General features: G+C 63.7%; 8 protein-coding genes and 2 rRNA genes. 1 reads left to right on the top strand and 9 read right to left on the bottom strand.

The genetic code is table 11. The annotated features are described in order from the left end of the window. Positions 1–215: 215 nt before the first annotated feature. From QNO10_RS02295 to QNO10_RS02275, 5 genes are all read right to left on the bottom strand, one after another. Positions 216–3,350 (bottom strand): 23S ribosomal RNA (locus QNO10_RS02295). Between the two features lie 518 nt (positions 3,351–3,868). Continuing rightward, positions 3,869–5,395: ribosomal RNA gene (locus QNO10_RS02290) — 16S ribosomal RNA — on the bottom strand. Together the 16S and 23S rRNA genes form the textbook arrangement of a ribosomal RNA operon. A 483-nt stretch (positions 5,396–5,878) precedes the next feature. Then, positions 5,879–9,607 (bottom strand): 1,4-alpha-glucan branching protein GlgB, encoded by a 3,729-nt coding sequence (gene glgB / locus QNO10_RS02285; RefSeq protein WP_229950860.1) that lies wholly within the window; start codon positions 9,605–9,607, stop codon positions 5,879–5,881. Next, complete coding sequence (gene treS / locus QNO10_RS02280; RefSeq protein ID WP_229950862.1) at positions 9,604–11,373, bottom strand: maltose alpha-D-glucosyltransferase; 1,770 nt, start codon at positions 11,371–11,373, stop codon at positions 9,604–9,606. Before treS ends, glgB begins: the two co-directional genes overlap by 4 nt. After that, on the bottom strand, positions 11,373–13,424 hold the full coding sequence (locus tag QNO10_RS02275) for an alpha-1,4-glucan--maltose-1-phosphate maltosyltransferase (protein ID WP_229950864.1): 2,052 nt from the start codon (positions 13,422–13,424) through the stop codon (positions 11,373–11,375). The genes treS and QNO10_RS02275 overlap by 1 nt, the downstream gene beginning before the upstream one ends. Before the next feature lie 169 nt (positions 13,425–13,593). Here QNO10_RS02275 and glgP point away from each other — a divergent pair, with 169 nt between their 5' ends. Next, on the top strand, positions 13,594–16,218 hold the full coding sequence (gene glgP, locus QNO10_RS02270; RefSeq protein ID WP_229950867.1) for an alpha-glucan family phosphorylase: 2,625 nt from the start codon (positions 13,594–13,596) through the stop codon (positions 16,216–16,218). A gap of 23 nt (positions 16,219–16,241) precedes the next feature. Here the strand turns inward: glgP and glgX are convergent, their stop codons facing one another. The 4 genes from glgX to ispF form a co-directional block, all read right to left on the bottom strand. Further along, positions 16,242–18,371, bottom strand: a complete 2,130-nt coding sequence (gene glgX / locus QNO10_RS02265; RefSeq protein WP_229950869.1) for a glycogen debranching protein GlgX — start codon at positions 18,369–18,371, stop codon at positions 16,242–16,244. Positions 18,372–18,405: 34 nt separating this feature from the next. After that, entirely contained in the window at positions 18,406–19,410 is a 1,005-nt protein-coding gene (rlmB, locus tag QNO10_RS02260; protein WP_229950871.1) for a 23S rRNA (guanosine(2251)-2'-O)-methyltransferase RlmB, read from the bottom strand. An 81-nt stretch (positions 19,411–19,491) separates the two neighbouring features. Beyond that, positions 19,492–20,916: a cysteine--tRNA ligase gene (gene cysS, locus QNO10_RS02255; RefSeq protein ID WP_229950873.1), complete on the bottom strand. Its 1,425-nt coding sequence runs from the start codon at positions 20,914–20,916 to the stop codon at positions 19,492–19,494. Positions 20,917–20,945: 29 nt separating this feature from the next. Then, the gene (gene ispF, locus QNO10_RS02250; RefSeq protein ID WP_229950875.1) at positions 20,946–21,443 is read right to left on the bottom strand and encodes a 2-C-methyl-D-erythritol 2,4-cyclodiphosphate synthase; all 498 of its coding nucleotides are present in this window, start codon (positions 21,441–21,443) and stop codon (positions 20,946–20,948) included.

Below are 21,443 nucleotides of genomic sequence, written 5' to 3'. Positions count from 1 at the left end.
CTGGTTACAGCACGTCCCGGAACCCCCCGTAAAAAGGGTGCCGGCAGTGCGGTAAAAAAGGTGAACCAACCCCCGGACAAGAGGGTGGGTTCGGTTCCTACGGCAACAACACGGGTTGTTGTCCGGGAACCACATAGTGGACGCAAGCAGCATGATCTTCAACACCCTTTATACTTTGACGGACCGTTTGAAGTCGTGTCCGTCCAGGTGTTGTTGTGGTGTAAGTTATCGGCCTATTAGTACCGGTCAGCTTCACGGGTCTTTAGTCCCCGCTTCCACATCCGGCCTATCAACCCAGTGGTCTGGCTGGGGGCCTCTCACACACAAGGTGTATGGAAATCTCATCTCGAAGCGGGCTTCCCGCTTAGATGCTTTCAGCGGTTATCCCATCCGAACGTAGCTAATCAGCGGTGCACTTGGCAGTACAACTGACACACCAGAGGTTCGTCCGTCCCGGTCCTCTCGTACTAAGGACAGCCCTTCTCAAATTTCCTGCGCGCGCAGCGGATAGGGACCGAACTGTCTCACGACGTTCTAAACCCAGCTCGCGTACCGCTTTAATGGGCGAACAGCCCAACCCTTGGGACCTACTCCAGCCCCAGGATGCGACGAGCCGACATCGAGGTGCCAAACCATGCCGTCGATATGGACTCTTGGGCAAGATCAGCCTGTTATCCCCGAGGTACCTTTTATCCGTTGAGCGACGGCCATTCCACAATGTACCGCCGGATCACTAGTCCCGACTTTCGTCCCTGCTCGAGATGTCTCTCTCACAGTCAAGCTCCCTTGTGCACTTACACTCGACACCTGATTGCCAACCAGGCTGAGGGAACCTTTGGGCGCCTCCGTTACTCTTTAGGAGGCAACCGCCCCAGTTAAACTACCCATCAGGCACTGTCCCTGACCCGGATTACGGGCCGAAGTTAGATATCCAGTATGACCAGAGTGGTATTTCAACGATGACTCCACCCGAACTGGCGTCCGGGTCTCACAGTCTCCCACCTATCCTACACAAGCCACACCGAACACCAATACCAAACTATAGTAAAGGTCTCGGGGTCTTTCCGTCCTGCTGCGCGTAACGAGCATCTTTACTCGTACTGCAATTTCGCCGAGTTTATGGTTGAGACAGCGGGGAAGTCGTTACTCCATTCGTGCAGGTCGGAACTTACCCGACAAGGAATTTCGCTACCTTAGGATGGTTATAGTTACCACCGCCGTTTACTGGGGCTTAAATTCCCAGCTTCGCCCGTAAGGGCTAACCGGTCCTCTTAACCTTCCAGCACCGGGCAGGAGTCAGTCCGTATACATCGTCTTGCGACTTCGCACGGACCTGTGTTTTTAGTAAACAGTCGCTTCCCCCTGGTCTCTGCGGCCCCGATCCCCTCCGGACAGCAAGTGTCCATCAAGGTTGGGGCCCCCCTTCTCCCGAAGTTACGGGGGCATTTTGCCGAGTTCCTTAACCATAATTCTCTCGATCGCCTTAGTATTCTCTACCTGATCACCTGTGTCGGTTTGGGGTACGGGCGGCTGGAACCTCGCGCCGATGCTTTTCTAGGCAGCATAGGATCACCGGATCCCCCCGTGAGGGGGTCCCGTCGGATCTCAGGTTCGTCATCCAAGACACCGTGACGGATTTACCTATCACGGACCCTACGTCCTTAGACCAGGTCTACCATCGCCTGGCCCGGCTACCTTCCTGCGTCACACCTGTTAATACGCTTACCTCCCAGGATCAGGTCCCGTGCTCGGCCAAAACCCTCACACCACAAGGGTGATCGGGCAGGCTCCGGACGGTTAGTGTCCCCTGCTTGGTATGGGCGGTTCTTCGCCGGTACGGGAATATCAACCCGTTGTCCATCGACTACGCCTGTCGGCCTCGCCTTAGGTCCCGACTTACCCAGGGCAGATTAGCTTGACCCTGGAACCCTTGATCATTCGGCGGACGGGTTTCTCACCCGTCTTTCGCTACTCATGCCTGCATTCTCACTCGTGTAGGCTCCACCGCTGGTTTCCACCGCGGCTTCACTGCCCACACGACGCTCCCCTACCACTCCAGACGACTGAACCACGAAGGCTTATCTAATATCTGAAATCCACAACTTCGGCGGTGTACTTGAGCCCCGCTACATTGTCGGCGCGGAATCACTTGACCAGTGAGCTATTACGCACTCTTTCAAGGGTGGCTGCTTCTAAGCCAACCTCCTGGTTGTCTGGGCAACTCCACATCCTTTCCCACTTAGCACACGCTTAGGGGCCTTAGTTGGTGGTCTGGGCTGTTTCCCTCTCGACTATGAAGCTTATCCCCCACAGTCTCACTGCTGCGCTCTCACTTACCGGCATTCGGAGTTTGGCTGACGTCAGTAACCTTGTAGGGCCCATTAGCCATCCAGTAGCTCTACCTCCGGTAAGAAACACGCAACGCTGCACCTAAATGCATTTCGGGGAGAACCAGCTATCACGGAGTTTGATTGGCCTTTCACCCCTACCCACAGCTCATCCCCTCCATTTTCAACTGAAGTGGGTTCGGTCCTCCACGACGTCTTACCGTCGCTTCAACCTGGCCATGGGTAGATCACTCCGCTTCGGGTCTAGATCACGCCACTGCATCGCCCTATTCAGACTCGCTTTCGCTACGGCTTCCCCTCACGGGTTAACCTCGCGACGTAACACTAACTCGCAGGCTCATTCTTCAAAAGGCACGCTGTCACAGCTACAAGGCTGCTCCAACGGTTTGTAGGCACACGGTTTCAGGTACTATTTCACTCCCCTCCCGGGGTACTTTTCACCTTTCCCTCACGGTACTTGTCCGCTATCGGTCATCAGGGAGTATTTAGGCTTACCAGGTGGTCCTGGCAGATTCGCACGGGATTTCTCGGGCCCCGTGCTACTTGGGATCCTCTCCAAGCGGCAGCATACATTCCGGTTACGGGGCTAACACCCTCTACGGCCTGGCTTTCAAACCAGTTCACCTATGCACCTGCACTCACTTCACCGATCCGGCAGAATCGGTACGGAAAGTCCCGCAACCCCAGTGATGCAACGCCCGCCGGCTATCACACACCACTGGTTTAGCCTCTTCCGCGTTCGCTCGCCACTACTAACGGAATCACTGTTGTTTTCTCTTCCTGTGGGTACTGAGATGTTTCACTTCCCCACGTTCCCTCCACGCACCCTATGTGTTCAGATGCGGGTCACCCGGTCACTCGCGCGCCGGGCGGGGTTTCCCCATTCGGACATCCTGGGATCAAAGTTCGGTTATCAACTCCCCCAGGCTTATCGCAGATTCCTACGTCCTTCTTCGGCTCCTGATGCCAAGGCATCCACCGTGTGCCCTTAAAAACTTGACCACTAAGATCAATTTATTATCGCTATCGAGAAAACCACGGTCTCACCAGGCACCCGCGAAGGGCACCCGGATCTACCAGGTTTTTCTGAAATTGCACTTAATATTTTAAGATGCTCGCGTCCACTATGTAGTTCTCAAACAACAACCCCGTCACACCCGTCCCCGCACCGGACAACCCCGCAAAGGGTGTCAGTGATACGGTTCCGGCCTGCGCAGGAACAAACAGAAACAAACCAGGTTACCCGCAACCCCCGCCCCGAAGGGAAGGACATGCGGGTGCCTGTTGCTTCAGGACCCAACAGTGTGCCAAACGACTAACCGGACCCACACGGTAACAGGAGGTTTTCCAGGAACCCCGAAGGGAACGTACTGGCCTCTGAAACCGGCATGCCGGCGCCTATCCATTGATATTCCACCCTTGAGCACCCACCGGAGAACATATGTCTCCGATATGGGCATCTCCTGCAGGGCACACCACCCACACTGTGGAAGGCAATGCCACCCTGAGGTGCTCCTTAGAAAGGAGGTGATCCAGCCGCACCTTCCGGTACGGCTACCTTGTTACGACTTAGTCCCAATCGCCGGTCCCACCTTCGACGGCTCCCTCCCCAAGGGGTTAGGCCACCGGCTTCGGGTGTTACCAACTTTCGTGACTTGACGGGCGGTGTGTACAAGGCCCGGGAACGTATTCACCGCAGCGTTGCTGATCTGCGATTACTAGCGACTCCAACTTCATGAGGTCGAGTTGCAGACCTCAATCCGAACTGAGACCGGCTTTTTGGGATTAGCTCCACCTCACAGTATCGCAACCCTTTGTACCGGCCATTGTAGCATGCGTGAAGCCCAAGACATAAGGGGCATGATGATTTGACGTCGTCCCCACCTTCCTCCGAGTTGACCCCGGCAGTCTCCTATGAGTCCCCGCCATAACGCGCTGGCAACATAGAACGAGGGTTGCGCTCGTTGCGGGACTTAACCCAACATCTCACGACACGAGCTGACGACAACCATGCACCACCTGTAAACCGGCCACAAGTGGGGGACCTGTTTCCAGGCCTTTCCGGTTCATGTCAAGCCTTGGTAAGGTTCTTCGCGTTGCATCGAATTAATCCGCATGCTCCGCCGCTTGTGCGGGCCCCCGTCAATTCCTTTGAGTTTTAGCCTTGCGGCCGTACTCCCCAGGCGGGGCACTTAATGCGTTAGCTACGGCGCGGAAAACGTGGAATGTCCCCCACACCTAGTGCCCAACGTTTACGGCATGGACTACCAGGGTATCTAATCCTGTTCGCTCCCCATGCTTTCGCTCCTCAGCGTCAGTTAATGCCCAGAGACCTGCCTTCGCCATCGGTGTTCCTCCTGATATCTGCGCATTTCACCGCTACACCAGGAATTCCAGTCTCCCCTACATCACTCTAGTCTGCCCGTACCCACTGCAGACCCGGGGTTGAGCCCCGGGCTTTCACAGCAGACGCGACAAACCGCCTACGAGCTCTTTACGCCCAATAATTCCGGATAACGCTTGCGCCCTACGTATTACCGCGGCTGCTGGCACGTAGTTAGCCGGCGCTTCTTCTGCAGGTACCGTCACTTTCGCTTCTTCCCTGCTGAAAGAGGTTTACAACCCGAAGGCATTCGTCCCTCACGCGGCGTCGCTGCATCAGGCTTCCGCCCATTGTGCAATATTCCCCACTGCTGCCTCCCGTAGGAGTCTGGGCCGTGTCTCAGTCCCAGTGTGGCCGGTCACCCTCTCAGGCCGGCTACCCGTCGTCGCCTTGGTGGGCCATTACCCCAACCAACAAGCTGATAGGCCGCGAGTCCATCCAAAACCGCATAAAGCTTTCCACGGACCGCCATGCGGTGGTCCGTTGTATCCGGTATTAGACCCGGTTTCCCAGGCTTATCCCGAAGTCAGGGGCAGGTTACTCACGTGTTACTCACCCGTTCGCCACTAATCATTCTGTGCAAGCACAGAAGTCATCGTTCGACTTGCATGTGTTAAGCACGCCGCCAGCGTTCATCCTGAGCCAGGATCAAACTCTCCGTAAATGTGTTACAGACACAGGCCGGGGACCAAGGAAAATTGGTCGTCCGTCCTGCACTAAATTCGAAACCGGCTAAAAAAACCGTCCCATACCCACGGGGTGGGCGGAAACGGCCTGTTCAACCAATCAATATAAATAAATTGGTATCAATAAACTTGGCACACTATTGAGTTCTCAAACAACAGACTGCTTCCGGCACCAGCAGGCGATCCTCAGGGGATCAAGCTCTGCGTCGCTCCGGAGCAACTTTTCTATCTTAGCCACGCTGGCCGGTGGGTGTCAATTTGGCCGTTTGCCCTTCCGGCGGACCGGCGGGAACGTGGTTCCCGGACTCACGGCTGAAGGTTGAAACCCGGGGATCCGGTCTCCTGGTCCAATGTCCAGAAGCTCGATTCCCTCGATCAGCGCGGGTATTAACTCTAGCACGGTTTTGCCGGAGGTGTGCACCCTGCGCGGCCCGGGCTCCAAGGAGCCCGGGCCGGACACGTTACGGCTTGGGGACCAGGTACAGCACGCCAAGCGGAGGAACGGTGAGGGTTGCAGACGCCGGCTGGCCGTTGCAGGCACCTTCGACCGCCTGCACTCCACCCAGGTTCCCTACCCCGGAACCGCCGAACTCGGCAGCATCGGTGTTCAGGGCTTCCACCCATTCACCGGCCCACGGCATTCCGAGCCGGAAGTCCTGGTGCGGCGCTCCCGCGAAGTTTGCGACACACACGACCGGGTTGCCCTGGTGGTCCCACCGGATGAACGAGAGGATGTTGCGGGCGCCGTCGTTCTCATTGATCCACTGGAAGCCCGCCGGCTCGTTGTCCCGGGCGGACAGTGCCGGAGTGCTGCGGTAGATCTCGTTGAGCTGCTTCACCATCAGCTGGACACCCTTATGCTGCGGGGTGTCCGTCAGGTACCAGTCCAGTCCGTACTGCTCGGACCATTCCGCTTCCTGGCCGAACTCGGTGCCCATGAAGATCAGCTGCTTGCCCGGGTGCGCCCACTGGAACGCAAGGTAGGCACGCAGGTTCGCCAGCTGCTGCCACCGGTCGCCCGGCATCTTGCGCAGCAGGGAGCCCTTGCCGTGCACTACTTCGTCGTGGCTGATGGGCAGCAGGAAGTTCTCCGTGTACGCGTAGACCAGGGAGAAGGTCAGCTGGGCGTGGTGGTAGACGCGGTTGATCGGGTCTTCGGACATGTACTGGAGGGTGTCGTGCATCCAGCCCATGTTCCATTTGAGCCCGAACCCCAGCCCACCCGAGCTGGTCGGACGCGTGACGCCCGGGAAAGCGGTGGATTCCTCGGCGATCATCACGATGCCGGGGACCCGCTTGTAGGCGGTCGCGTTGACTTCCTGCAGGAAGGAGATGGCTTCCAGGTTTTCGCGGCCCCCGTAGATATTGGGGCGCCACTGGCCTTCGGGCCGCGAGTAGTCGAGGTAAAGCATGGACGCCACGGCGTCCACCCGGAGCCCGTCAACGTGGAACTCCTCCAGCCAGTAGACGGCGTTGGCGACGAGGAAGTTGCGTACTTCACGGCGGCCAAAATCGAAGACCAGCGTTCCCCAGTCAAGCTGCTCTCCGCGGAGCGGGTCGCCGTGCTCGTAGAGCGTCTGGCCGTCGAACTCCGCCAGGGCCCAGGGGTCCTTGGGGAAGTGGGCCGGAACCCAGTCCAGAATCACGCCGATGCCGGCCTGGTGCAGCCGGTCCACGAGGTAACGGAATTCGTCCGGATGTCCGAACCGGGCGGTGGGCGCGAAGTAGGAGGTGACCTGATAGCCCCAGGACCCGCCGAAGGGATGCTCGGCCACGGGCATCAGTTCCACGTGGGTGAATCCCTGCCACTGGACGTACTCGGCCAGCTGGTCAGCCATCTCGCGGTAGTTCAGTCCCAGCCGCCAGGAACCCAGGTGTACCTCGTACACGCTCATCGGAGCGTTGTGCGGATCCCGGGCGGCCCGGGCTTCCATCCACTCGCTGTCGCCGAATTCGTAGGTCGACTCGACCACGCGTGAGCCGGTCAGCGGGGGCACCTCGGTGCCCTTGGCCATGGGGTCGGCCTTCTCGCGCCACACGCCGTCGCTGCCGAGGATTTCGAACTTGTAGCGGGCACCGGGCTCCACGCCGGGAATGAACAGTTCCCAGACGCCTGACCCGCCGAGGGAACGCATCGCGTTGATGGTGCCGTTCCAGGCGTTGAAGTCACCCATCACGCGGACGGCCTGGGCGTTGGGGGCCCACACGGCAAAGCTGACGCCGGAGATGTTCCCCAGCACCGAGTCGTAGTGGTGCAGATTGGCGCCGAGGACGGTCCACAGGTTTTCGTGCCTGCCTTCACCGATCAGGTACAGATCGATCTCGCCCAGTGAGGGCAGGAACCGGTACGGATCATCGAACAGCTGGGGCTCCCCGCCGTCGTAGGTTACCTCCACCCGGTAATCCGGAACCGCGCCGGGGGTCTGGGCCGGCAGGGTGCCCACCCAGATGCCGTTGTACTCGTGCCGCAGCGGCACCCGGCCTGCGGGCGTTACTGCCACAACTTCGCGTGCCAGCGGGCGCAGCGTGCGGATGGTGACCGTTCCGGCATCATCCAGGTGGGCGCCGAGGACGGAGTGGGGCTGGTAGTACGTGCCTTCCGACACGGCCTGCAGCACATCCTGGGGAACCGGGACCGGATCGGTGGAGACGCGTTCGACGGGCACCTTGGGCTCTGCGGCGGCGGATACTGCCGGCGACTTGCGGTGCTTATTCACTGTGCTCTCTTCCTGGCTGTCGTCCGCGCGGCGTGCCTGCTCTGCCTTGGCCAGGATGTGGCGGGCGGCAGCAGCTGGCACGCTGATCCAGCGCGGACGGTTTCGAATCTCGTAGACAACTTCATACAGCGCCTTGTCCAGCCACAGGGCCAGGAACAGGGGGTCGCTGCGGTTAATCGCAGTACCGGTTTCCTTTTCGTAGCCACGGAGAAAGGCGTCCGCAGCGGACGCGGCCCACTTGTAGGCCGCTTCGTTCCGCTGCCCGCGTGCCTCCTCCGAGTCGTCCTCTGAGTCCTCCGCAGCGTCGGCGCCGTCGATCAGCGCGACGCCGGCGGCGTAGTCGATTGAGCGGAGCATGCCGACGACGTCGCGCAGCGGCGCATCCGGAACGCTTCGTTCCGCGGCGGGGCGCAGCGGCTCACCCTCGAAGTCGAGGACGATCCAGCCCCGGTCCGGTACGCGCAGCACCTGGCCGAGGTGGTAGTCGGCATGGATGCGCTGCAGGTTGGGAAGGGTCTGGAGGTTGTTGACCTGCTCGAGCAGGTACTCCACGGCGTCGTCGGACCCGCCGACGGTGTCCCGCGCTTCGGACCACGCCCACCGGATCCTCGAGGTGAGCGAGTCCAGGAATTCGGTGCGTTCCGCCGGGCTGGGAGCCCTGCTGCCGAACGCGGCCGCCAGCTGCTGGTGGATGCGGCCGGTGGCGGCACCGAGTTCCTCGGCCTCCGCCGTGAAGTCCCGGCCTTCCAGTGCGGCCGCGGACGCGGTCCGCCAGGCGTCTTCACTGCCGGGGAAGAATTCGCGCAGCACTGACAGGTGTCCGGTCAGCAGCTGCCCCCCGGACGCGGGGTCCGTCCAGCTGCCGGTGACCCAGCCGTACGTGGCGGGAACGTCAACCGACCCCACTTCGGTCAGCCGTGCGCTGACCTCGACGTCGGGGCTCTCGCCGGCGGCAACCACCCGGTAGAACTTCACGATCAGCGGTGCTTCCGGTGCCTGCACAATCACTGAAGTGTTGGACTGCTCACCCTTGAGTACCTTGGTGGGCAGCGGCGCGAGGAACGGCTTCCAGTCGGCGAAGCCGTCCAGCGCGAAGCCGTGCGTATGCCCGTCCAGGGACGAAGCCTGTGACCGCATCAGTTCCAGCCAGGCAGTGACGAACACCGGGTCGGCGGTGGCGTCATAGAGCCACCTCTCCCCCAGGTCGCCGTCCTGCGCGCGGCCCAGCAAAGCGGCCTCCAGTTCGGGTGCCGGTTCGGTGCGGTAACTGACCGGAACGCTGATGACGTCCCGGCGCTCCCCCGAGACGACGGCAATGAGGTGGACCTCCAGCCCAACCTCGCCGGCCGGGTCCTCGAGCCGGATCCCGCCGACCCTTTCCAGCACGACTTCACGGCCCTTCGCCGGGAACCAGCGCTGGCCGGGAAGCCAGGCGGTGAGGATGTCCGGCAGCGACGGAGTCAGCTGGCTCATTTCCGCACGGCTTCCGAGATCGGGATCATCGGGATGGCCTCGGTCTGCGGTGATGAGGTATCCGACTTCGCGGACCGCAGGCGCAGCCAGTAGAAGTCGTGGCTGCCCAGGGTCAGCGTCAGGGAGCCGTCTTCTCCGATGGTGGGGAAGAGCGTGCCGCCGAAGGCGTCCCGCAGCCCGCGGTTAGCGAACTCCGGCAGTTTCATGGACGCGGAGATCGGGTGCTGCGAGAGGTTGAAGATACACAGCACCGTCTCACCCACCTCACCCTCCGGGTTGTTGTCCGGCAGTTCCCGCACGAAGGCCAGTGCGGCCTCGGCGTCGGTGGGCACATTGCGGTAGGAACCCAGGCCGAAGGCCGGGTGGGCACGGCGGACCATGATCATCTGCCGGATCCAGTGCAGCAGCGAGCTGGAGCTGGCCAGCTGCGCTTCCACGTTGACGTGGTTGTAGTGGTAAACCAGCGACTGCACCACGGGCAGGTACAGCTTGCCCGGATCAGCGGTGGAGAACCCGGCGTTGCGGTCCGGGTTCCACTGCATGGGCGTACGGGAGGAATCCCGGTCCTCCAGCCAGATGTTGTCACCCATGCCCAGCTCGTCCCCGTAATAGAGGAACGGGCTGCCCGGCAGGGCCAGCAGCATGGCGTGGATCAGTTCGATTTCGGACCGGGAGTTATCCAGCAGCGGAGCCAGCCGGCGGCGGATACCGACGTTGGCGCGCATGCGCGAATCCGGGGCGTACCAGCCGAGCATGGCCTGGCGTTCCTCGTTGGTGACCATTTCCAGCGTCAGCTCGTCATGGTTGCGCAGGAAGGTTCCCCACTGCGCGCCCGGCGGAATTTCCGGAGTCTCTTCCATGGTCTGGATGATCGGTGCGGCCTTCTGGTCCCGCAGTGCGTAGAACAGCCGGGGCATGATCGGGAAGTGGAAGCACATGTGGCATTCGTCGCCGGTCTCGTCACCGAAGTACTCGACCACTTCGTGCGGCATCTGGTTCGCCTCGGCGACGATGACGCGGCCCGGGTAGTTCTCGTCGACCATGGTGCGCAGGTCCTTGAGGAACCGGTGCGTGGCGGGCAGGTTCTCGCAGTTGGTGCCGTCCTCTTCAAAGAGGTACGGAATGGCGTCGGCCCGGAAGCCGTCAATGCCCTGGTCCAGCCAGAAGCGGACGACGTCGAAGATCGCCTCGACGACCTTGGGGTTCTCAAAGTTGAGGTCCGGCTGGTGGCTGAAGAACCGGTGCCAGAAGAACTGCCGGCGGACGGGGTCGAAGGACCAGTTGGATTCTTCAGTGTCCACGAAGATGATCCGTGCGTCTTCGTACTTCTGGTCGGTGTCCGACCAGACGTAGAAGTCGCCGTAGGGGCCGTCCGGGTCGCTGCGGGATTCCTCGAACCACGGGTGCTTGTCCGAGGTGTGGTTCAGGGGAAGGTCGATAATGACGCGCAGTCCGCGGGCGTGTGCTTCGGCGACCAAGCGCTTGAAGTCGCTGATGGTGCCGAATTCGTCCAGGACGTCGTAGTAGTCCGAGATGTCATAGCCGCCGTCGCGCAGGGGCGACTTGAAGAACGGCGGCAGCCACAGGCAGTCAATGCCCAGCCACTGCAGGTAGTCCAGCTTCTCGATCAGGCCGCTGAAGTCACCCGATCCGTCTCCGTTGGCGTCTGCGAAGCCGCGGACGAGTACCTCATAGAAAACGGCTTTGCGGTACCAATGCGGATCATTGGTCAAGCCGGGTGCGTGCAGTTGAAACGGGTTGGGCACTAGGAGTTCCTCCGAACTGACAGGATGTGCGCGGGTTCAAAGTGGGCGTCCAGGCGGACGTAGTTGTGGGTTCCCCAGCGCCAGCTTTGGCCGCTGATCAGGTCATCCACCCAGAAGGTGCCGTCTTCGTTCAAATCCTGCGGGGCGAGGTGAAGCGCATCGAGGTCGAGAGTGACAGTGGATTCGCGGGCGCTGTGGGGGTCCACGTTAACCACAATAATGAGTGTGTCCTTGCTGGACGGATCGCCGGGGCGGGTCTGTTTGTGCTTGGAGTAGACCACGGTTGACCCATCGGTGCTGGAGTGCACCGTGAGGTTTTCCAGGTCCCCCAAGGCGGGGTGCATGCGGCGGATTTCATTCAGCCGCGTGATGTAGGGAGCGAGGCTGCGGCCTTCGGCTTCCGCAGCGGCGAAGTCCCGCTGCTTGTACTCGAACTTCTCGTTGTCGATGTACTCTTCGGCGCCCGGGCGGGCGACGTGCTCGAACAGTTCGAAGCCGGCGTAGACGCCCCACAGCGGGCTGCCGGTCGCTGCCAGCACGGAACGGATCTTGAAGGCACCGGGGCCGCCGTACTGCAGGAACTCCGTAAGGATGTCCGGGGTGTTCACAAAGAAGTTCGGACGGAAGAAGGCCGAAGACTCCCCCGATACCTCTGTGAAGTATTCCTCGATCTCCTCCCGGGTGTTCCGCCAGGTGAAGTAGCTGTAGGACTGCTGGAATCCCGCCTTGGCCAACGCGTGCATCATGGGCGGCCGGGTGAACGCCTCAGCGAGGAAGATCACGTCCGGGTGCTCTTCGTTGACCGTGCCGATCAGCCATTCCCAGAACCGCAGCGGCTTGGTGTGCGGGTTGTCGACCCGGAAGATCCGGACGCCGTGGCTGATCCACAGCCGCACAATCCGCAGGATCTCCTGTGACAGGCCCGCGTAGTCGTTGTCGAAGTTCAGGGGATAGATGTCCTGGTACTTCTTCGGGGGGTTCTCCGCGTAGGCAATCGAACCGTCCACACGGGTGGTGAACCATTCCGGATGGCTCGTTACCCACGGGTGGTCCGGGGAGGCCTGCAGGGCAAGGTCGATGGCGACCTCCAGCCCCAGCTCCCGGGCGGTGTCCACGAACGCGTCAAAGTCCTCGAAGGTGCCCAGATCCGGGTGGATCGCGTCGTGGCCGCCTTCGGGGGCGCCGATGGCCCACGGCGAGCCGGGATCCTGCGGCCCGGCGACCAGGGTGTTGTTCGGGCCCTTACGGTGCGTGGTCCCGATCGGATGCACCGGCGGAAGGTAGATGACGTCGAATTTCATGTCGGCAACGCGCTGCAGGCTGCGGGCGGCAGTGCGGAACGTTCCGGAGGTCCATTCCCGCGTGGCGGGATTGAATTCCGCGCCCTCGGAGCGGGGGAAGAATTCGTACCAGGCGCCGCGGCCTGCGAGCTCCCGCTCCACGAGGAGGGGGAAGCGGTCCGAGCTGGTCACCAGGTCGCGGATGGGATCGCGGTCCAGGACCGCGGTGATGGCCTCGGTTCCGGCAGCGGCCAGTCGCTCATCCACGGACAGCCCGGCGTCTGCGAGGGCTGCCGCAGCGGCGCGGAACACGTCGGCGTCAGCACCGGTGCGCGCGGCAGCAGCAGCGGCGAACAGTTCGATGCCTTCGGTGAGCATCAGCTCGACGTCGACGCCGGCGGCAATCTTCACTTCGGCGTTGTGGTGCCAGGTGGCATAAACGTCCGCCCATCCCTCCACGGCGAAGCTCCAGTTCCCCGTGGCCTCGGGACGCAGCATGCCCTCCCAGCGGTCCAGCCCCATACCCACCGGATGCATCCGGCTGCGGGTGACAACGTTGCCTTCGGGGTCGTAGAGGACGGCACTGGCGCCGACCAGGTCATGCCCCTCACGGAATACCGTGGCCCCGATTACGACGTCTTCGCCGGGGACGGCTTTTGCAGGGAATCGCCCGTACTCCACGACGGGGGACACATTGGTGATCGGGATCCGGCCAAACCGGAGATCCTTCGAGGGCAGGTCTTCTGGTGTCAACGCGCTGGATATGGTCACAGACTAGACGTTATCGAGAATTCGGACAGAATGCTAAGGCAACGTACTTTTACGGTATCGGCGCAGGTCCGCAACCGTTTGGCCCTGTTTTCAAGCTCTTCGCCGATTACCTGCATATTTGTCTGCCATTTCGGTTTACGCCGCTCCTGAGTGCGCTAGCGTGACCGGGGTGAAGGCAATCCGCAGGTTCACCGTCCGCACTGTCCTCCCGCCCAGCATCGCCCCTCTGGGACGCCTGGCAGCCAATCTGCGCTGGTCCTGGCACCAGCCGACCCTCAGGTTGTTCGAGAGCCTCGACCCTGCAGCCTGGCGGTCCAGCGGTGGAGACCCGGTAAAGCTGCTGGGCAGCGTGAGCCGGGACAAGCTCGAGCGCATAGCCCAGGATGAGCACCTGGTCTCCGTGATCTCCGACCTGGGTGCCGATCTGGACCGGTACCTCAACGAACCCCGCTGGTACCAGCGCCAGGGAGAGGACGCACCGGCAGCGATTGCCTACTTCTCCCCCGAGTACGGCATCAGCGCCGTCCTGCCGCAGTACTCCGGCGGTCTGGGCATCCTCGCCGGCGACCACCTCAAGGCGGCTTCCGATCTGGGCATTCCCCTCGTGGCGGTGGGACTGCTCTACAAGGCCGGCTACTTCAAGCAGGCCCTGTCCCGCGATGGTTGGCAGCTGGAGACCTACCCCGTGCTGGACCCCAACGGGCTGCCGCTGACCCTGCTGCGTGAGGAAGACGGCACACCGGCGAAAATCACTCTGCCGCTTCCGGACAACCGCCAGCTCTCGGCACACATCTGGCGCGCCGACGTCGGGCGCGTCCCGTTGCTCCTGCTGGATTCGGACGTGATGGGGAACGACGACGCCGCCCGCGGCATCACGGACCGGTTGTACGGCGGAGGAGGGGACCACCGGCTGCAGCAGGAACTGCTGCTGGGCATGGGCGGCGTCAAGGCGCTGCGGGTCCACCAGCGGCTGACCGGGGCGCCCGCGGCGGAGGTCTTCCACAGCAACGAAGGGCACGCCGGGTTCCTGGGCGTGGAGCGGATCCGTGAACTGATGGACCAGGGGATGACCTGGGAGGAAGCGCTGACTGTTTCCCGCGCCTCGACGGTGTTCACGACGCACACCCCGGTACCGGCCGGTATTGACCGTTTCGAGCAGACGCAGATCCGGCATTTCTTTACTGCCGGCCTGGCCCAGTCCGTCCCCACCGACAAGATCCTGGCCCTCGGCGCGGAGAACTACGAAGGCGGCGACCCGGACAAGTTCAATATGGCCGTCATGGGACTGCGGCTTGCCCAGCGGGCCAACGGCGTGGCCAAGCTGCACGGCGAAGTCTCCCGGGAAATGTTCTCCGGCCTGTGGCCGGGCTTCGATGTGTCCGAGGTACCCATTACCTCGGTGACCAACGGTGTCCATGTCCCCACGTGGATCGACCCGGAGGTCACTGCTCTTGCCAGCGAGAAGTTCGGTCTGGCCACCGTGCATGACCGCGACTGGGGCAGGGCCTATGAGATTGACGACAAGGATCTGTGGGACCTGCGGCGGAGGCTGCGCAGCAATCTGGTGAAGGACGTCCGGCGCCGCGTGAAGCGTGCCTGGCGCCGGCGCGGCGCCTCTGATGCGGAGCTGGCCTGGACCGAGAATGTGCTGGATCCGGATGTCCTGACCATCGGGTTTGCCCGCCGGGTGCCCACCTATAAGCGGCTGACCCTGATGCTGCGCGACCCGGACCGGCTCAAGGCGCTGCTGCTGCATCCCACCCGGCCCATCCAGGTGGTGGTGGCTGGAAAGTCGCACCCCGCGGATGAGCAGGGCAAGAAGATGATCCAGGACCTGGTCCGCTTCACGGATGACCCGGCCGTCCGCCACCGCATCGTGTTCCTGCCCAACTACGACATTGCGATGGCGCGCACCCTGTTCCCCGGCTGCGACGTGTGGCTGAACAATCCGCTGCGTCCGCTGGAAGCCTCGGGTACCTCCGGCATGAAGTCCGCCATTAACGGCGGGCTCAACCTCTCCATCCTCGACGGGTGGTGGGATGAGATGTACGACGGCAACAACGGCTGGGCCATTCCCTCCGCCAATCCGAGCAAGGGCACCCGCACGCGCGAGGTCTACAACGCCGACCAGCGGGACGACATTGAGGCAGCGGCGCTGTATGACCTGCTGGAGAACGCGGTTGCACCGCTGTTCTACGGCACCGAACCACCGGCCGATGCCGGGGCGGCCGGACCGTCCGCACCGCCGGCGGATGCCCTGCCGCACGAATGGCTGGAAATGGTCAAGCACACCCTCGCGGATCTGGGGCCGAACGTCTCCGCCTCACGGATGCTCAAGGATTACGTGAACCGGCTGTACCGGCCCGCCAGCTCCTCCGGCCGGGCCATGTCCGCGGACGGGTACACAGCCGCGAGGGAGCTCGCCCTGTGGATCACACGGGTGCGGGACGGCTGGTCCACCGTGCAGGTGGAAAACGTGGACTCCGTGGGCGTAAGCGAGAACCCGCAGATCGGCGACACCCTCACTGTCCAGGCCTATGTGTCCCTCGGTTCCCTGCGGCCAGGTGACGTGAGCGTGGAGGCTGCGTACGGCATGGTGACGGAGAATGACCGGATCAGCGAGCCCCGCATCCAGGAGCTGACACCCGCGGAGGACCTGGGGTCCGGACGGCACCTGTTCCGCGGAACCATCCGCATCGAGCAGGCCGGACCGTTCGGCTACACCGTCCGGGTACTGCCGAACCACCCGGGGCTGGCGTCGAAGGCGGAGTTGGGGCTCATCGCCAACGCGTGAGGGCCGCGCCGGGGCGTTACCGCTCAGGCGCGGTAGAGGCTGATGGAGTTGGCCGGAGCGGTAGCGGTGTCCCCCGCAGCACGCAGCAGTCCCCGGTGGTCCTCCATGCCCTCAGCAGTGGAGAAGACGAGTTCATAACCCGAGGATGCACCCGGCACGGAGGTGAACTCGTTAGCATAATCAGCACTGCGGACTGCCGCCGCGTCGGGAAGCCGGATCTCGACGTCGGACAGGCCTCCGTTCAGGACGATCAGCCCGTTCAGGGAGCCGTCGCCGGAACCGACCAGCACCTGCACGAGCCGGTTGCCCGGGTCGCTCCACTGCTCGGGGGTCATGGGCTTTCCGTCCGGATCGAACCAGAGGAGGAAGGAATGCCGGCGGTCGGCCGGGAAGCGGTAGGGCTGGCTGGCCAGGTATTCGCGGCGCAGGCGCAGCAGTTCGCGTGTGGTGGAGAGCATCCGCCGGGCGTCGTCGTCTAGGTCCCAGTGCAGCCAGGAGAGTTCGCTGTCCTGGCAGTACGCGTTGTTGTTGCCGCGCTGGGTGCGGCCTATCTCGTCGCCGGCCGTGAGCATCGGCACGCCCAGCGACATGGTGAGGGTGGCCATCAGGTTCCGTGCGGTCAGGGCCCGTGCAGCGCCGACCCGTCCGTCCTCCGTGGGACCCTCCACACCGTGGTTGTAGCTGCGGTTCTCTCCGGTGCCGTCCCGGTTTTCTTCACCGTTGGCCTCGTTGTGCTTGCGTTCGAACATCGTCAGGTCGGCGAGCGTGAAGCCGTCATGGGCAGTGATGAAGTTGATTGAAGCCAGCGGTGTCCGGCCGGAGCCGGCGAACAGTTCGGCGGAACCGGCCAGGGCGCCGGCGAGCCGGGCCAGCGACCCGCCCTCCCGTCCTGCCGCGGCGTCGGCCTGGCCGCGGAGCCAGAAGTCCCGCACAATGTCCCGGAAGTGGTCGTTCCAGTCGGCCCAGCCCTGCGGGAAGCGGCCGGTCTGCCAGCCGTCCGGTCCCACATCCCAGGGTTCAGCGATCAGTTTCACGTCCTGGAGGACCGCGTCCGCTGCCACGGCCACGAGGAAGGGGTGCCGTGGGTTGAACCGCCCGTCCGCATCACGGCAGAGCGTGGGAGCCAGATCGAAGCGGAAACCGTCCACCTGGTATTCCTGCACCCAGTAGCGCAGCGAGTCCAGGGCCAGCTGGATGACCCGGGGTTCGCTGAAATCGAGACTGTTGCCGCAGCCGGTGGTGTCTTCGTAGGCGCCGTCCGGTCCGTGGCGGTAGTAAGTCTCATCCCCCAGGCCCCGCCAGCTCAGCGCGGGCTGGTCGGACTTGCCCTCGGCCGTGTGGTTGTACACCACGTCCAGCAGGACTTCGATGCCGGCCGCGTGAAGGGACTTCACCATCCCCTTGAGTTCATCCTGCACCGCCTGGGCTCCGGCTTCGCGGGAGGCGCGGGTGGCGTAGGTGTCCTGCGGTGCGAAGAACCCGAGGGTGTTGTAGCCCCAGTAGTTTGCCAGCCCCAGTTCCTGCAGGTGCGCTTCGTCGGCGTGGAAGTGCACCGGCAGCAGTTCGACGGCGGTGATCCCCAGCTCCAGCAGGTACTGGACCATGGCCGGGTGGCCCATCCCCGCATAGGTTCCGCGCAGTTCCTCGGGGATACCGGGGTGCAGCATGGTCTGACCCCGGACATGGGCCTCGTAAATGACGGTGTCCCGCCAGGGGATGTGCGGGCGGCGCACGTTGCCCCAGTCAAAGTCCCGGCCCGTGTACACGGAAAAATAGACCGGGCTGCCGTCCGGACCATCAGCCTGTTCGATGCCGCGCCCATACGGGTCCAACAGCAGCTGGAAGCTGCCCGGCTCCGCGGAGAGCTCCCGGCCCCGCGGCCAGAAACCGTAGCGGCACCCGTGCCGCAGCCCGTACACCCGGGCATGGTGGATGCCCAGGACGGTGTCCGTGAGCGGAGCCACGGACCAGCTGCCGGGTGCGGCTTCGTAATACACGTCCACGCCGGGCAGCCCCGGGGCGTACACGGACACGTTGACCGCATCCGGGACCTCCGGCACACCGGGGACGGTGCGCCGGACGCCCAGGGGCAGGGGCCGCGAGTCCCGCTTCGAGGTGCTGCCCGCGGTGGTTCCGGTGATCACGTGTGCCATGTACGCCCTTTGCTGCCGGGAGCCCCGGTCCGGACTAGGAGGAGCGCTGCCGGGAGATTTCGTACAGGGTGATGCCCACGGCCATGGAGGCGTTCAGGGACTCCATGGCCGAGTCGATCGGGATGGAGACAATCTGGTCGCAGTTCTCACGGACCAGGCGGGACAGCCCCTTGCCCTCGGAGCCGACCACAATGCAGATCGGTTCCTTGGCCAGCACGATCGAGGGAAGCGAGACATCGCCGTCGCCGTCCAGCCCGAGGACAAAGATGCCCATCTTCTTGAACGTTTTCAGCGTGTTGTTCAGGTTGCCTGCCCGGGCGACCGGGACGCGCACAGCAGCGCCGGCGCTGGTCTTCCAGGCCGAAGCGGTGACGCCTACGGCGCGGCGTTCCGGCACAATCACGCCGTGTGCGCTGAAGGCCGAGGCGGACCGGATAATGGCGCCGAGGTTGCGCGGATCGGTGATCCCGTCGAGGGCGACGAAGAGCGGCGCGTTGCGGATGTGGCCCTTTTTCCAGGCCTCAAGGGTCTCGGAGGCCAGATCCGTGGGATCGGCGTACTCGTACGGCGGGATCTGCAGGACCAGGCCCTGGTGCACGGCCTCGTTGGTCATGCGGTCCAGTTCCGGCTTGTGCGTTTCCATCACCGGCAGGCCACGCTCGGCCGCAATCTTCAGCGATTCACGGACCCGGTCATCCATGTCGATGCGGACGGCAACGTGCAGTGCCTTGGCCGGGATGCCGGCGCGCAGTGCCTCCACGACGGAGTTACGGCCGGTGACGACTTCCTCGGCCACCTTGCCGCGGACGTTGGTGCCGCTGCGGCCGCCGGCCCGGGCATCGCCGCGCTTGGCGTCGCCGCGTTTGGCCGCGGAGCGCTCGGCGAGCTGCTTGTTCTTAAACGCCTTGTGGTACGGGCGCTCTTCAGCCTTGGGTGTGGGGCCCTTGCCCTCGAGGGCCTTGCGGCCGAGCCCTCCGGTACCGCCGCTGGGGCCCTTCTTGGCTTTGCGCATTGCGCCGGGACGTCCATTGTTGGCCATCGGTTACACCTTTACTAGAAGAAAGCATTCACTTCCAGTTTACGCAGTCCGCGGACCGGTTGGCTGACAAGGCCGCCAAGCTCAGGCGAGGCTCCAGCTCACGCCGTCCGCGCCGTCCTCCACGGTGATGCCGGAAGCGGCCAGCGCGTCGCGGATCGCGTCGGCGCGGGCCCAGTCCTTGGCGGCCCGCGCAGCGTTCCGCTCGGCCAGGCGGTCCTGCACCAGGGCGTCCAGTGCGGCGTCCGCCGGGCCGGCCTGTGCCGCGGCGTCCCGTGCGTCATCCAGGCCCAGGACGGCGGTCATCGCCCGTACCTCACCCAGTGCGCGCCGCACCGTCTCCGGATCGCCGGCGGCCAGTGCCGTATTGCCTGCCCGTACGGTTTCGTGCAGCACGGCCAGCGCCTGCGGAACATTCAGGTCATCATCCATGGCGGCCCCGAAAGCCTCCGGCACCGAGGCCGGCCCGGCGTCGGCCTTGGCTGCAGCTTTGGAAATGAACCCGTCAATCCGCTCGACGGCGGACGCGGCCTCCTGCAGGGACGTGGGGCGGTAGTCCAGCACCGAGCGGTAGTGCGCCTGGCCCAGGTAATACCGGACCACGCGGGGGCTGGCCTGTTCCAGCATTTCGGTCGGGCTGATGGTGTTGCCGATGGACTTGGACATCTTCTCGCCCTCGAAGGTGACCATGCCGTTGTGCATCCAGAAGTTAGCGAACCCGTGGCCGGCGGCCTGGGACTGGGCCATCTCGTTCTCGTGGTGCGGGAAGCGCAGGTCCAGGCCGCCGCCGTGGATGTCGAACTCGGTGCCGAGGTATTTGGTGACCATGGCCGAGCACTCCAGGTGCCAGCCTGGCCGGCCGCGGCCCCAGGGGCTGTCCCAGGACGCCGTCTCCGGCTCGCCGGGCTTGGAACCCTTCCAGAGCGCGAAGTCCCGGGGATCGCGTTTGCCGCGCGGGCCGGCGTCGGGCGCTGCCTGCATGTCGTCGATGTTCTGCCGGGTCAGCGAACCGTACTTCTGCCAGGACCGGACATCGAAGTACACGTCGCCGGAATGGTCCAGGGCCGGGTAGGCATGCCCGCGCTCGATCAGGGCTGTAATAAGCGCGTGCATCTCCGGTATGTGGCCCGTGGCGCGCGGTTCGTAGGTGGGCCGCTGGACGCCGAGGGTGTCATAGGCCTTGGCGAATTCCTGCTCGAAGCGGTACGCCAGTGCCCACCACGGTTCGTCCGGAACGACGCCGGGTGCCGGCTCGGCGCCCACGGAATCGGCTGCCTTGGCCAGGATCTTGTCGTCAATATCCGTCACATTGCGCACCACGGTAACCTGCAGTCCGCGGTAGCGCAGCCAGCGGGTGAGCTGGTCGAAGGCGATGGCGGAGCGGATGTGCCCCACGTGCGGGAGCCCCTGCACGGTGGCACCGCAGTAGTAGAGGCTGGCCTTGCCTTCCACCAGGGGAACGAAGTCCCGGACCTGCGCTGTTGCCGTGTCATAGAATCTCAAGCTCACTGCTCTAGGCTAGCCGAAACCGCGTCCGGTCAGTCAGCGGGGGTGCCGGCGGCAGCGACGACGGCGGTGGCCACGGCGGCGATCCCCTCGCCGCGGCCGGTGAAGCCCAGGGAGTCGGTGGTGGTCGCCGAGACGCTGACGGGCGCGCCGGCCGCTTCGCTCAGGACGGCTTCAGCCTCCGCCCGGCGGGGACTGAATTTGGGCCGGTTGCCGATCAGCTGGACCGCCACGTTACCGATCTCGAAGCCCGCCGCCCGCACGATGCGGGCAGCCTCCCGCAGCAGCACGGTACCGGCGGCGCCGGCGTATTCTGGCCGGTCGGTACCGAAGTGGGTGCCCAGGTCACCGAGGCCTGCGGCCGAAAACAGGGCGTCCGCGGCGGCGTGGGCCACCGGATCGCCGTCGGAATGGCCGGCCAGGCCGCGTTCACCGTCCCAATGCAGGCCGGCGACCCACAGTGGGCGGGGCGTGTCTTCGGGGGCGAAGGCGTGGACGTCTACGCCGATTCCGGTGCGTGGCAGGGCCAT

It is taken from the genome of Arthrobacter sp. zg-Y919 (genome assembly GCF_030142045.1).
Taxonomy (GTDB): Bacteria; Actinomycetota; Actinomycetes; order Actinomycetales; family Micrococcaceae; genus Arthrobacter_B.
Note: the sequence above shows the minus strand (reverse complement) of the source record. Positions and strands in the feature narration are given on the sequence as shown.